At 48.8% G+C, this 14,218-nt stretch carries 11 protein-coding genes; 9 read left to right on the top strand and 2 right to left on the bottom strand.

Features of this window, described 5'->3' with window-relative positions; all coding sequences use genetic code 11:
* Positions 1-245 precede the first annotated feature (245 nt).
* The 6 genes from OMP95_RS04215 to OMP95_RS04190 all read left to right on the top strand — a co-directional run bounded on the left by OMP95_RS04215 (position 246) and on the right by OMP95_RS04190 (position 8,384).
* Complete coding sequence (locus OMP95_RS04215; protein ID WP_266326270.1) at positions 246-740, top strand: urate hydroxylase PuuD; 495 nt, start codon at positions 246-248, stop codon at positions 738-740.
* A 16-nt stretch (positions 741-756) separates the two neighbouring features.
* Positions 757-1,857 (top strand): 3-phosphoserine/phosphohydroxythreonine transaminase, encoded by a 1,101-nt coding sequence (gene serC, locus OMP95_RS04210; protein WP_266326267.1) that lies wholly within the window; start codon positions 757-759, stop codon positions 1,855-1,857.
* A complete protein-coding gene (locus tag OMP95_RS04205) occupies positions 1,850-2,770 on the top strand; it encodes a hypothetical protein (RefSeq protein WP_266326265.1) in 921 nt (306 codons plus the stop codon). Before serC ends, OMP95_RS04205 begins: the two co-directional genes overlap by 8 nt.
* Positions 2,771-3,138: 368 nt before the next feature.
* Positions 3,139-3,273, top strand: a complete 135-nt coding sequence (locus OMP95_RS04200) for a hypothetical protein (protein ID WP_266326263.1) — start codon at positions 3,139-3,141, stop codon at positions 3,271-3,273.
* Between the two features lie 24 nt (positions 3,274-3,297).
* Positions 3,298-6,417 (top strand): EAL domain-containing protein, encoded by a 3,120-nt coding sequence (locus OMP95_RS04195; protein ID WP_266326261.1) that lies wholly within the window; start codon positions 3,298-3,300, stop codon positions 6,415-6,417.
* 266 nt (positions 6,418-6,683) lie between these two features.
* Entirely contained in the window at positions 6,684-8,384 is a 1,701-nt protein-coding gene (locus tag OMP95_RS04190; protein ID WP_266326259.1) for a tetratricopeptide repeat protein, read from the top strand.
* A 157-nt stretch (positions 8,385-8,541) separates the two neighbouring features.
* On the opposite strand, the gene OMP95_RS04185 is transcribed toward OMP95_RS04190, so the two are convergent.
* Positions 8,542-9,138, bottom strand: a complete 597-nt coding sequence (locus tag OMP95_RS04185) for a hypothetical protein (RefSeq protein WP_266326257.1) — start codon at positions 9,136-9,138, stop codon at positions 8,542-8,544.
* A gap of 135 nt (positions 9,139-9,273) precedes the next feature.
* On the opposite strand from OMP95_RS04185, the gene groES reads away from it, so the two are divergent.
* From groES to OMP95_RS04170, 3 genes are all read left to right on the top strand, one after another.
* A complete protein-coding gene (gene groES, locus OMP95_RS04180; protein ID WP_323135106.1) occupies positions 9,274-9,588 on the top strand; it encodes a co-chaperone GroES in 315 nt (104 codons plus the stop codon).
* On the top strand, positions 9,585-11,213 hold the full coding sequence (gene groL, locus OMP95_RS04175; RefSeq protein ID WP_266326253.1) for a chaperonin GroEL: 1,629 nt from the start codon (positions 9,585-9,587) through the stop codon (positions 11,211-11,213). The genes groES and groL overlap by 4 nt, the downstream gene beginning before the upstream one ends.
* Before the next feature lie 371 nt (positions 11,214-11,584).
* Positions 11,585-11,896 (top strand): hypothetical protein, encoded by a 312-nt coding sequence (locus OMP95_RS04170; protein WP_266326251.1) that lies wholly within the window; start codon positions 11,585-11,587, stop codon positions 11,894-11,896.
* Between the two features lie 241 nt (positions 11,897-12,137).
* Here OMP95_RS04170 and ilvD read toward each other — a convergent pair whose 3' ends face one another.
* Positions 12,138-13,811: a dihydroxy-acid dehydratase gene (ilvD, locus tag OMP95_RS04165; protein ID WP_266326249.1), complete on the bottom strand. Its 1,674-nt coding sequence runs from the start codon at positions 13,809-13,811 to the stop codon at positions 12,138-12,140.
* Between the last annotated feature and the right edge of the window lie 407 nt (positions 13,812-14,218).

Genomic DNA, 14,218 nt, shown 5'->3' with positions numbered 1-14,218 from the left:
CTAAATCACCGATGCACGATGTTGTTGGATCCTGTGTGGCTAATTCTACCAATCCACATAGAGTCGAAAAACCGCTTGTCTTCCGCAAAAAAGGCGCGATCACAACAGATTTTCTTTGATAAAAACCATGAACTGGGTTCATAACAAATTGATGCCTTGCAGCGTGACAATTAAGGGCCTGATTACAGTACTGTTTTTGTTGGCCGCGAGTTTTGCAGGTATAAATTTTGACGCATGGAGTTTTGATGACACTTACTGCATCTCTTGATATTTTCGCCCGCTGGTTTCATCTGTTGGGCATACTTGTGTGGATGGGACATAATTACGCCAATGTCATCCAAAATCCGCGGTTTAAGCCGGCACAACCCAGCGATCCCGGATCAATGCTGGCCGCAATGAAACGGGAACATGGCACTTTCCGCTATGCCTCTCTGGTGGTACTGGCAACGGGGGTTTATATGCTTTGGTATAAAGGCCTGCTAATTGAAGCCTTAACACTGTCAGGCTCTTCAGTGTATATCGGGCTGGGCGTTTGGCTGGGAATTATCATGGTACTCAACCTGTGGTTTGTGCTTTGGCCTCACCAGAAAAAGGTCCTTGGTTTTATTGCTGCAGATGATAATGAGCGTATTCGTTGTTCCCGGATCACTTTTCTATCATCCAGAACAAACACCATCCTGTCAGTGTTCACATTGTTTTTCATGATTTCCGGTTCCCACGGATTATTTTTGTTCTCCTGAGCAGAGCTGTCTCGCTATGTATAATTTTTCTGCCGGTCCGGCTCAGCTTCCTAAAGAAGTATTAAACAAAGCTAAAGAAGATCTGCTGGACTGGCATGGATGTGGAATGTCGGTAATGGAAATGCCCTTCACCTCGGATGAATACAAAGCCATCAGTGAAGGAGCCCATAACAACCTGCGTCGTTTGGTGAACCTGCCGGACGATTATCATATTTTGTTTCTGCAGGGCGGCGCTTATGCGCATTTTGCCTTTGTTGCCATGAATCTGCTGGGACAGAAAAAAACAGCTGATTACATACAGACCGGCCATTGGTCAACACGGGCGTTGAATGAAGCAAGACGGTATGGCGACATCAATATAGCAGCCAGTGCCGAACATTCCGGTTTTAACCATATCCCGCCCTATGAACAATGGCGACTGAATCCGGAAGCCGCATACTGCCATATCACCACGAATGAGACCGCCAATGGGGTTCAGTTTCACGCTGTTCCCGATCTGCCAATACCGCTGGTTGCGGATGTCACTTCTGATTTTTTGACTCGCCAGTTGGATATCTCGCAGTTTGGTCTTATCTATGCCAGTGCCCAGAAAAATATCGGACCAACGGGATTAACCATTGCCATTATCCACAGCACGCTACTGAATCAAGCAATGGAAATTGTGCCTGCTGTATTTAACTACGGCCGGCAGGCAAGCAATAACGGCCGGGTTAACACCCCTCCGACATACAGCATTTATATTGCCGGACTGATGTTCTCGTGGTTACTGGAACAAGGCGGGATAAAGGCAATTGAACAAGCCAATCGGCATAAAGCCAAGCGGCTTTACGAATTAATCGATAACGATAGTTTTTACCAATGCACAGTTGTTGCTTCCGACCGCTCTATCGTCAATATTTGTTTTGAATTAACAGATAACAGCCGGACAGAGGATTTCCTCAGTGAAGCCAGAAAAAACGGCTTTGTTAACCTTAAAGGACATGGCATACGGGGCGGTATTCGGGCAAGCCTATACAATGCAATGCCCGTTGAAGGCGTTGATGCTTTGATTACTTTTATGCAAATTTACTCATCCAGGCACTCTAAGAAACGGATAAAGAAGTATTGCATTGGATAACAAGCCATTCAATTTCAATCATTTTTTAATAGCGCCGATGACGGGTAGTTATAAAGGTTATAAATACAAACTTGCCTATTTAATCGCTCATATATTCAGCCTGATAAACAGGGTTTTGCCTTATCCGCAGCCATTGTCCGCACTTCCGGTAGAAACAATGGGGCTCAGCTTTCCTAATCCGGTGGGTCTTGCCGCCGGTTTTGACCGATATGGCAGATTTCTGGCTTATTCTGAACGGATAGGTTTTGGTTTTATTGAAATCGGCACCATTAATGTAAATGCTGCAGATGAGTCTGACAGTACCGTCCTGGCAACGTTACATAATCTGAAAAAAGCCACGCATCACCACAAAAACAGTCAGCAACGCCGGGGAATTAGCCTGGGTAGTCTTAACCAGAATTTAAATAAACACGCCGTGGCCGACTTCGCAAAAGGCATGGCTTTATTTTGGCCGTACGCTGACTATATTGTCATTAATCTGAGCCGCCCGAATAGCCCAACGCGTGATCCCTCACTTGATCCCGAAGAGTTAAAGTCATTCTTAACAAATATCAAGCACAGCCACAGTCAATTGGCATCAGACTATGGTCGTTACGTGCCAATTGTGGCAAAAATTGCTATTGACCACGGGCGTAATGAGCACATTGCTGAAGTCCTGCTATCGTTAAAAGCGCAACGGTTTGATGGTGTGGTCATTGCCTTTGAGAACTGGCCGGATATCAGGCAAGTGAGTGATTATGTACGCAGATTGAAATCAGCGAATGATGGTTTTCCGCTGATTGTTGTCGGCGGGATAAGCTCCACTGAGGAGATACAGCAACTGAGGGTTGCCGGTGCCTCACTGGTTCAGGTATTTAGTAGCCTGGTACAGCAAGGCCCGCTGCGGATGCAAAAAATGATTTCCAATACCTGAACAGCAACACCGTGTACGGCTGCAATAATTTTGGCGGATTACGCTTCAACGGCACTTCAATTTTGTTTGGCTTGCCTGTGAATGATGCCGGATGACCCACTCGAACGAGTGGGTTTAATTTCAAGTGTTACGACCCTTTGAATGTTGAATGCGCTTGGAATGAATTGTACATGGGACTCAAAAATGAAGTCTTCCCTGAACAGGGGAAGAAGATTAGCATTTATCATGACAGTGACGAAAAGGGGGAAGGGCGTGGGTTCAAAACAAACCGATTTCTCCGCTGTTGGCTAATCTGCAATAAATCTTGTTTTAACCGGCGTGGGCGGTGATGGTGCTTGTGGCCCAAGTTAAAAAGAGGAGCACAGTTTGTGCAAGATAGGGCCTGTTACGTGGTATTTGGTATGACCAAAGAAGCTATCACACTCAATGCCGTGGATAAGGTGATTTCGTTGATCCGGGTTGCCAGTGAGATAATTGGCAGCGTCAGTGCTGTTCATTTGTAGTTTCCAGGCGGTAAGGCCTCTTGAATGACAATATATAAAGCGAAGGATGGTAATAGAGCGGCCAATATAACATCTACTTTTAACTGGAAAACACTTTTAGTCTGGTGGACTACCTATGCCGTCACGCTCACAGTTGGACATTTAATCGTTGATCAGGCCTATGGCTTGACCTCCTATCTTTTTAATGGCGGCTTCCTGCTGGTGGCGTTGCTTGATCTGAATCGGCGTCAACCCCGCTTATTGCAGCATGGCTTATTCCTGCTGGGCGTTTTCGCATTGGATTGGATAACGAAAGTTACATTCTCCGAAGTCCAATCGCTGGTCGCGGCAATTGCAAGCTGCACTTTGATTCTGCAAGCCTGGCTGGGGTTCGTGTTGTTGCAGCGGTTTGCTGCCGCTGCTTGTTTACCGGACACCCTGCGCAAAGCACTGGCATTTTTATTATACGCAGTCCTTGTGCCGGTGCTGCTGTCATCATTTGCGCAATCGCTACTGGTGGAATTATGGACCAATATCCCGCTATCGATCGAAGCTGTCAGTGAGGAATTTATCTGGTGGTTTTTGCGCCGTTTCACCTCTTTGGTGCTGGTTGCCCCCTTATTATTGTTTTGGCTGAACGACTGCAGGCGCTTGAATTGGCGTAAGGCCTCCCAGCTTTCCCTGCGTTTTGTTTGGGGGTTGCTTATGGCTCTGGCGATTGCTGCAGTGATCTTTATGGTGGCGAATCCGGCAGGCCGTTCATTGGCGACCTATAGTTATTTGTTGGTGCCGGTCATGGTATTTATCGCCATCCATCTGCGGTTATCTCAGAGCCTGCTGGTTATGCTGCTGGTGAGCATCGTCAGTTTCTGGGCGGATTCGGTAACGGCGGGCAATATTGGCCAAGCTCAACACAGCATGATGGCGCTTTCGGTTTTTATGATCATCAATACTTTGGTTGTATGGCTATTGGGTGTGCTGGTGCGTGAGCGGGATTTGTCGCTGGCGCAAGAACATAAGCAGCGCAACATGTATGAAATGCTCAGTCGGGTGAATCAGCTGCTGGTTAATAATCAGCTGGACGAGCAACAGTCGTTTGGCAAAATCTGTCAGCTCATCATTGACGAAAGTGATTTTCAACAGGTCTGCGTGACCCGAACAGATGACTCGACATTACCGGAGTCTTTCGCCACCTTATGTGTAAATCAGGCACACGATCCGTTGCCCTCTGAGCAGAAGATCGATGCACGCTGTGAGCTGGTTCAACAGGTGATTCAGCACAACAGCAGCGTTTATTTTGCACACTGCGGCCTGTGCCCGAAATACATACAATGCAGGCTGAAACCAATATCTAACGGCAGTACGGCCGCTTTCCCGATAAAAAAAGGCGCGCAGCTGGTGGCTATTTTAAGTGTATTCTCAAAACAGTCGGAGGCATTTGATCCGGATATCCGTCGGTTGTTTCAGGAAATGGCCGATGACCTCGGTTTTGCCATTGCCATGTTCGAGAGCCGTGCCCAATTAAAGCAGGTTGCCGAAGTTTTTCAGTACAGCCGAGAATCGATCATCATTGCCAATTCTCAGGGCACTATTCTGAATGTTAACCCTGCCTTTACCCGAATTACCGGATATACACGGAAAGAGGCGATAGGTAACAACCCGCGAATGCTGCAGTCTGGCAGACAGGATCGTGACTTTTATCGCAATCTGTTCCATGAATTACAGACAAAGGGTTCATGGTCGGGAGAATTTTGGAACAAACGAAAAGACGGCGAGCTGTATCTGCAGCGTGGAACTATATCAGCAGTGCTTGATGAGCATGGCGACATTCTGCACCTGATCGCGATCATGGAGGATGTTACCGAACACTTGCAGGCTGAAGAAAAGATCCAGCATCTGGCCAATTATGATCAGCTGACTGGCTTGCCTAATCGTGCCTTACTAAAGGATCGCTTTCAGCAGGCTGTGGGCCGGTCGCGCCGTGAAGGATTATCGTGGGCGTTGCTGTTTATTGATCTGGATGAATTCAAACAGGTCAATGACGCCCTTGGCCACCATTGTGGTGATGAGTTACTGAAGCAGGTCGGGCATCGGTTGAGAAAGCATGTTCGGGAAACCGATACCTTTAGTCGTTTCGGTGGTGATGAGTTTATTATCCTGATGCAGGGACAGGGCACCGATGCCTCGTTGTTGGCTGAGCGCCTGATTGAGGATGCTAGTCGGAGTTACCAGTTACCGGGCGAAACGCTGCAGATTGGTGCGAGTATCGGGATTGCAACATATCCACAGGACGGCGAAACACTGGAAGCATTAATCCAGGCAGCTGATACCGCAATGTATCAGGCCAAGGCTGATGGCCGTGGCCGTTATGCATTTTTCGCCCAGGCCATGCAGGACAGCGTGCAGTATCGGTTAACACTGAGGCGAGATCTGGAGCGCGCGATCAGGGATAATGAACTGTGTTTGTATTATCAGCCCAAAGTCACGTATTCAAACGGTTTAGCGACAAGGGTAGGCTATGAGGCTCTGGTGCGCTGGAATAAACCCGGAGAAGGTATGGTTTCTCCGGCGGAATTCATAGCGGCCACTGAGGCGAGTGGTCAAATCGCCGATATTGATCGGTGGGTGATACAAAATGTCATTGCTCAGATCGCAACATGGCAGGGGCAAAGCTCCGACAATTTATTGCCGGTAGCAATTAACGTTTCGGCTTCACTGTTTTCAAAACCTCAATTTGTTGACGAGTTGGAATGGTGTATGAGTTCGTTTGGTGTGCCCTCTCATCTGGTGGAGCTGGAAATAACCGAACATGTCACGATGCTGGATATGAAGTACACCTTGCGTACATTGAAGGCCTTGAAAGCACTTGGTGTGGGGCTGGCAATTGATGATTTTGGGACCGGCTACTCCAGTCTTGCATATTTGCGTCAGTTTCCCATTGACACGCTGAAAATCGACCTCAGCTTTGTTAGAGATGTACACGTGGAAGAGAAAAATCAAGGTATTGTTAAAGCCATTATCACGATGGCTCACTCACTGGGTATGAAAACCATAGCTGAAGGAGTCGAGAGTGTTGAAGAATTAACTTTTTTGATGGATCATCATTGTGACAATTATCAGGGGTTTTACTTTGGTAGACCTGAGCCGGAAGAGAGACTTGAATAAACTTCGGGAAGCCGGAGACTGTATTAATTTCTGCGTAACTGTTATCAGGCCTTACCAAAGATTCAAGTTTGATTGGAATAGGATGTAATTAACACCGTCTCCTGGCTTGAGAACAGACGATTTACGCGTCTAATCAATCTGACCTTTGCTCCAAGTGTTACGGTCCCTTGATTCGAAGCCATGTTCCACAGCATCCGCTACACGTACCTATTGACCCGAGCCGATCTATACTGTCTTCACCGGCCATTAAGATTAGGACATTGATTATGAATATCAAGTTAATTGGTCAACAGATTCTGGTCCTGATAACGGTATGTCTACTCATGGCTTGTGATCGACAGGAAAACGCCGGGGAGATACAAGCTGCGGATGATAAATCCGCCATGGAAGAGAATACTCCGGCGGTGCCACTCTACGATAACCTTGGCGAGCACCACTACGCTATCAGTACTGACTTGCCGCAAGTGCAGGCCTATTTTAATCAAGGTATGCGGCTGTATTACGCTTTTAATCATGCCGAGGCGATTCGGGCATTTCGGGTAGCCCAGGAGCTGGACCCGCAGTGCGCAATGTGCTGGTGGGGTGAAGCACTGGCCTGGGGACCCAACATCAATCTTCCTATGGATGAGCCTTCAGGCCGGGCGGCCTATGCTGCGATGCAGGAGGCGCTGGCAAGACGGGAGCATGGCAACGAACGCGAGCAGGTCCTGATCGATGCTTTAGAGGTTCGCTATGCGAAGGAGCCCCCTGAGGACCGGGCTCACCTGGACCGGGCATATTCGGAAGCTATGGCCGGCGTGGCTGCGGCCTACCCTGACGATCAGGATATCCAGGTCTTGTTCGCCGAGTCGCTGATGGATCTGCGTCCATGGGATTACTGGGAGGATGACGGCACGCCCAAACCCGGTATCGCTGAGGCGCTGACCAGGCTGGAAGCCGTGATCGGAGAGAACCCGAACCATCCGGGAGCATGCCATTTTTTCATTCATGCTGTGGAAAAACTTTACCCGGAACGCGCCGTGGACTGTGCCGAACGGCTTGCCGACCTGATGCCGGGCGCGGGACACCTGGTTCATATGCCAGGCCATATCTATATTCGTGTGGGCCGTTACCTCGATGCGGTTAAGGCCAATCAGCACGCCATTCATGCGGACGAAACCTACATCCGCGATCAGAATCCGGCAATGGGCATGTATACGGCCGGTTATTATCCTCACAACTATGACTTTCTTGCCTTTGCTACCATGATGCTCGGCCAAAGCCAGGCGTCGATAGAAGCCGCGGAAAAAGTGGCTAACCTGCTGCCCCGGGAGCTGCTAGGTCAGCCGGGTATGGATTTCCTGCAACACTGGTCAATCAGGCCTCTGCTGGTAAGGACTCGCTTCGCCCGCTGGCAGGAGATTTTGGATACGCCGTCACCCGATGCATCGTTGTCACACGCGACTGCCATGTGGCACTACGCCCGTGGCCGGGCTTTCGCAGCCAGCGGCGATCTGGAGGCGGCGGTAACTGAACTGGAAAAACTGCGGAACATTGTAAATAGCGAAGTCGTGACTGGCATTCATATGGAGTTCAACGAGTCTGCCGACTTGCTCGCTGTTGCCGACAAGGTGCTTGCCGGTTGGATCGACACGGCTGCGAAACGTTACGACGAAGCCGAGCGCAATCTGCGTGAGGCTGTAAAGAAGGAAGATGCCTTGCTCTACGGCGAACCGCCGGAATGGACCGTGCCGGTGCGTCAGGATCTTGGGCCCGCGTTGCTGGTGGCTGGTCGTTACGAAAAGGCTGAGCAAGCATTCCGTGAGGATCTTGAGCGCTTCCCCAAAAACGGTTGGTCTTTATATGGTCTGGCTTCGGCGCTACGGGCACAAGGCCACGAAGATGAAGCCGAGACGGTACAGGAAGCGTTCGACAAGGCCTGGGAAAACGCCGACATCGAGTCAGCAGTGGCTTTCGGCCAGGAATAAAGGAGAGATGCGTCAGGGGCTGGAAAATATACCTGCTTACGTCAAAACACTTTGTTGCTGATCTTATAAGCCAGATTAAATGGTGCCTAAGAATTCAAGTGTTACGACCCCTTGATTCACCTTGATTCATACGACCCCTTGATTCATATAGCGTCCGCTAATGGATGCGGTCCTCATCAAATGTGCTGATACCAACGGACATCAGTTGTCTTTTCAAAAGCTCATCTCTGGAAGAGCGCCAACGCTCGTAAAGCATGAAGATTTCTTCAGCATCAAACTGAACCTCACGGGTACAGACTCTTGCAGTGACTTGCAGAAACTTGGGGAATCGGGCTGATAACTCACTAAATACCTCAGGGTTGCCGTAATTGTAGTCGGCGAGCGCACTATAAGCCCCACCGCCCATACCGATGTAATAGTCTTTTTTAATGCCGACCCGACCTAATTTTTCTGGAAACATGGCGCCAATGAACAGGGCGGAATCACCCAGCCGACGCAATGTGATCAGTTTACTGGTAGTCGTTTTTGCCTGGCTGGCATCGCGATACAAAAAAGCAAGGCTAGGGAAAGTTATGCCATGCTCGCTCCGGGTGAAAAAGTTCTGACTCTGAGAAAAATAAACGAGAAGATTGACGAGATAGGAGACCGTATCTTCAGTGAAAGGCGGAATGGTGTGACGAGATTCGTGTTGAAGCCTGTCTTTTAACCACTCGTTAAGCCGTTGTGTAGACACCACTTTTTGTGTTGTTTTCATGGCAACCTCCAGACATAAAAATTTTTTCAATCAGCCTCTTGAAATCAATTTTCCATTCCCCAAATAATTGGATGATCAGGGACTTACCCCCTGAATCAAAAGTACATGGTTATCTATCATTTTAGGAGGAGTTTGATGAATTTAAAACCTCTCAATGATCGTGTGGTTGTTCGCCGTTTAGAGGTTGAAACCACAACAAAAAGCGGCATCATTATTCCTGACAATGCCACAGAAAAACCGACACAAGGTGAAGTGCTGGCAGTGGGCGAGGGTGCGGTGACCGCTTCTGGTGAGCGGCGTGCTTTGGCTGTAAAAGTAACGGATCGCGTGCTTTTTGGCCAATACGCCGGTTCAGAAATAAAAGTCGATGGTGAGACACTTCTAATCATGAAAGAGTCGGATATTCTTGCCATCGTTGAACAAGACAAAGTAGAGGAGAAAGTCGCATGAGTGCAAAAGATGTGAGATTTTCAAATGATGCGCGTGAACGCATGATTGAAGGTGTCAACATTTTAGCGAATGCTGTGAAAGCGACTCTTGGACCCAAGGGTAGAAATGTGGTGTTAAGCAAGAGCTTTGGTGCGCCAAGAGTGACCAAGGATGGGGTAGCTGTCGCCAAGGAAATTGAACTTGCTGACAAGTTCCAGAACATGGGCGCGCAGATGGTCAAAGAGGTTTCTTCAAAAACTGCCGATGTGGCGGGTGATGGTACGACAACAGCTACAGTGTTGGCACAGGCTGTGATAAGAGAAGGCCACAAAGCCATTGCGGCGGGGATGAACCCTATGGATCTCAAGCGTGGCATTGATGCTGTCGTCAAAGCTGCAACAGAAGAGCTGCACGCTCTGGCCAAACCTTGTGATGATAATAACGCAATCCGCCAGGTTGCCACCGTGTCTGCAAACTGGAACACAGACATTGGCGACATTCTGGCTCAAGCCATGGATAAGGTCGGTAAAGACGGTGTGGTGACCGTTGAAGAAGGCAAGTCATTAGAGAACGAACTCGAAGTCGTAGAGGGTATGCAGTTTGACCGTGGCTACCTGTCGCCTTATTTCATCAACAACCAGGAGAAAATGCTGGCAGAGCTGGAAAATCCATATGTCCTGTTGTTTGACAAGAAAATCAGCTCTATTCGCGACCTCCTGCCTACATTAGAAGTGGTAGCCAAAGAAAGTCGGCCGCTGTTGTTAATTGCAGAAGAGGTTGAAGGCGAAGCCCTGTCAACACTGGTCGTCAACCAACTCAGAGGCATTCTCAAAGTGGCAGCGGTGAAAGCCCCGGGCTTCGGTGACCGTCGCAAAGCAATGCTGCAGGATATTGCTGTGCTGACCGGAGCGACCGTCATCAGTGAAGAAGTGGGATTGTCACTGGAGTCTGTAACTCTGGATCAGCTCGGCAGCGCTAAACGTGTGCTTGTTGGTAAGGATGCGACCACCGTTGTTGATGGTGCTGGCGATAACAAGACCATTCAGGCTCGTATGACTCAAATCAAAACTGAAATTGAGCATTCGACCTCTGACTACGACAAGGAAAAACTGCAGGAACGTCTTGCCAAGTTGGCCGGAGGGGTCGCCGTAATCCGGGTTGGCGCGGCCACGGAAGTCGAAATGAAAGAGAAAAAAGACTTGGTTGATGATGCCTTCCACGCGACCCGGGCAGCGGTAGAAGAAGGCATCGTCGCGGGTGGTGGTCTCAGCCTGATCCGAGTTGCTGATTCGGTTAAGGCAAAAGACCTGAAACTGGCTAATGAGGACCAGCAGGCAGGTGCCCGTATTGCCCTCACAGCAATGGAGGAGCCTTTCAGGCAAATCGTCACTAATGCGGGTGCTGAGGCAAGTGTTGTCATAGAAAAAGTACGTTCTGAGAAAGGTACTTATGGCTACAACGCACAGACCGGCGACTATGGTGACATGCTGGAGATGGGTATTATCGACCCGGCTAAAGTAACACGTACAGCGCTTCAAAATGCGTGTTCAATCGCTGGTCTTATGTTAACCACTGAAGTCATGATTGCTGAAGCAGCCAAAGAGGAGAAAAATACCTCAGCAGCGACCGCATCTGATTGGGGCTAGTGGTTTAAACCATTCAAAAAGGGGAGTTCAGACTCCCCTTTTCTTTTAGTGTTGACTGATAAATCATAGTCGATCAATAGGTGCTCATTGCCATCAGCAGCACTTAGCATCGTCGCTGCTAATGCATACCCGTCGCTCAGCTGGATAGAGCGTCTCCTTCCTAAAAGGGCTTAAAAACATCCGAACAAATAACGAAATCAGTGTTACGCTCCCTTGAACGGAAATGTGCTGAAATTTGTGGGGATACCTCAGGATCAGCCCCCTTGATCAATTGAGAAGATCCGCTGCTCATGAGGTCTAAGTTTAATCTGCAGTTAAATGATGAAGGCTCCGTCAGATATCAGAACACAACAAAGAAGGAGAATCTAATCATGAAAACACTTAAAGAGCGACATGAAGAGAAGCAAGCGCCATGTGAGACCGAAACGGATTTGCGGAAAGCCGCTGAAACAGGGCAAGCGGAATCCATGCTCGCTCTCGCCACAGCGTTAATCAATAAAACCATAGAACATCAAGACCCGGATGAAGCGTTGTGTTGGCTTGAAAGAACAAGAGCCGCAGTCGGCCCTGGCTCTGAAGCCATGCTTGAACAAATATCAGAAGTCGAACAACAAGCTCAGCAAAGACAACGTGAGTTTCAACGGGCATTAGAGGTTGAATTGCTTCGTCAGCAAGATGCCTGATCGTGGACTGCCCCAGGTTTCACGTACCTTAGAATTGGTTAGTATGTGAAGAGCTAGTCCATGACAATAAGAAGGCGTTTCAGCCGCGACTTTGAACTTGAAACCATTCGTTTGGTGAGACAACAAATATTTCTGGCAAGTCATTTTAAATATGAGATAGGTTCAAGTGTTACGGCCCCTTGAACGTTACGGCCCCTTGAACGCGGCCCCTTGAACGACCCCTTGAACGTAAAATGCCTGCTTATAGGTTTTTATCGGTGACTGCGCCTTCAGAAGCCGAGGAAACGGTTTTTGCATATTTCGCTAAAAGTCCCCGGGTATAGCGGGGTGGAATAGGTTTCCATGTCATGCGTCTTTTTTGGAGCTCCGTATCGCTCAGGTGAACGGTTATTTCAGCGGTTTCTGCATCAATAGTAATCTCATCACCATTTTCAATTAGTGCAATAGGGCCGCCTTCGAAGGCTTCCGGGGTAATGTGACCGACCACAAAGCCGTGGCTGCCTCCAGAGAAACGGCCATCGGTTATTAAGGCAACGTCGTTACCAAGACCTTTGCCGATAACGGCTGAAGTGGGGCTTAGCATTTCCCGCATACCTGGGCCGCCTTTAGGGCCCTCATAACGGATAACGATGACATCACCTTTAATCACGGTGCCATTCAAAATGTCCCGTTGAGCCTCTTCTTCAGAATGGAACACCCGGGCTCTGCCGGTAAAACGTAAACCTTCTTTGCCGGTGATTTTAGCGACAGCGCCTTCAGGCGCCAAATTGCCTTTGAGAATGACGAGATGGCTGTCTTTTTTGATGGGCTGGTCAAATGAGCGGATGATGTCCTGATCGGCAGGATAGGGAGCCACATCTGCCAGATTTTCAGCCAGGGTTTTGCCTGTCACTGTCAGACAATCTCCATGTAGCAGACCCCTCGCTAAAAGACTTTTCATCAATGGTTGAATGCCACCGATGGCAATGAGTTCTGACATCATATATTTGCCGCTGGGACGCAGGTCAGCTAACACCGGAACTTGATGGCCGATTCGTGCAAAATCATCTAATGTGAGTTCAACATCCACCGCATGGGCCATCGCTAAAAGATGTAAAACGGCGTTGGTCGAGCCTCCCAGCGCGATTAATGTGGTAATGGCATTTTCAAAGGCCTGCTTCGTCATGATGTCGGTGGGTTTGATGTCCTGCTCAAGCAGAGACATAACCGCAGCGCCTGCCCGGCGGCAATCCTCTGCTTTTGAGGGAGACACGGCTTCTTGTGCAGAACTGTCAGGCAGGCTCATACCCAATGCTTCAATTGCTGAAGCCATAGTGTTGGCTGTGTACATGCCCCCACACGATCCGGCGCCGGGAATGGCCGTTTTTTCAATCTGTTTCAATTCCGCTGACGTCATATCCCCCCGGGCGTGTTTTCCAACTGCCTCGAACACCGAAACAATATCAGTATGATTTGCGCCGGGTTGAATCGTCCCGCCATAGACAAATACGGCGGGGCGATTGAGGCGGGCAAGGCCGATCAGACAACCCGGCATGTTTTTATCACAGCCACCAATTGCCACCAGTCCATCGAATCCTTGACAGCCAGCGACGGCCTCGATCGAGTCTGCAATCACTTCACGAGACACCAATGAATATTTCATGCCAGTGGTGCCATTTGAGATGCCATCAGAGATGGTGATTGTGTTGAATATAACCCCTTTACCGCCTGCTTCGTCGGCTCCCTCGCAGGCGAAGTCGGCCAGTTGATTAATGTGCATATTGCATGGAGTGACCATGCTCCAGGTCGAGGCGATGCCAATTTGAGGTTTCTGAAAATCAGCATCATTGAAACCAACAGCGCGTAACATCGCTCTGGCAGGTGCTTTGCCAGTGCCGTCTACCACTTTGGATGAATATTTTCGTGTATCTGTCATTGCCTGACCTTCCCGAATTGTTGATAAGAGAACCCTAACGTTCAAATCAAACTAGAGCTCATCATGTGAAGCCACAAGCCAATTTGATGTGATCGAATTTAGCCTAAGACCTTATCAGTTACTGTTGAAGACAGTTCGTAGCCATTTTGGCTTAAAAATGAGGGCTTAACAACGCGTCAAGTCGTTACTATTCAAAAGAAAAAAATCAGTGAAAAATAAACAACGAATCAAGGGGCCGGAACACTTGAAATAGATGTCAAATCAAGTTGCACGACCCCTTGATTCCCAAACAGGTCATGCTCAACCTGTTGTCCAATACGATCAAATACAACCGGGAAGGCGGCAGCGTGATCATCAAGTCCGAAGTGATTAACGGCAGCCACGCCTCATCTAGCCGCCTGCTGAAG

It is taken from the genome of Methylophaga sp. OBS4 (genome assembly GCF_026319305.1).
Lineage (GTDB): Bacteria > Pseudomonadota > Gammaproteobacteria > Nitrosococcales > Methylophagaceae > Methylophaga.
The sequence above is the reverse complement of the archived record's forward strand: the minus strand, read 5'-3'. Positions and strand labels throughout refer to the sequence as shown.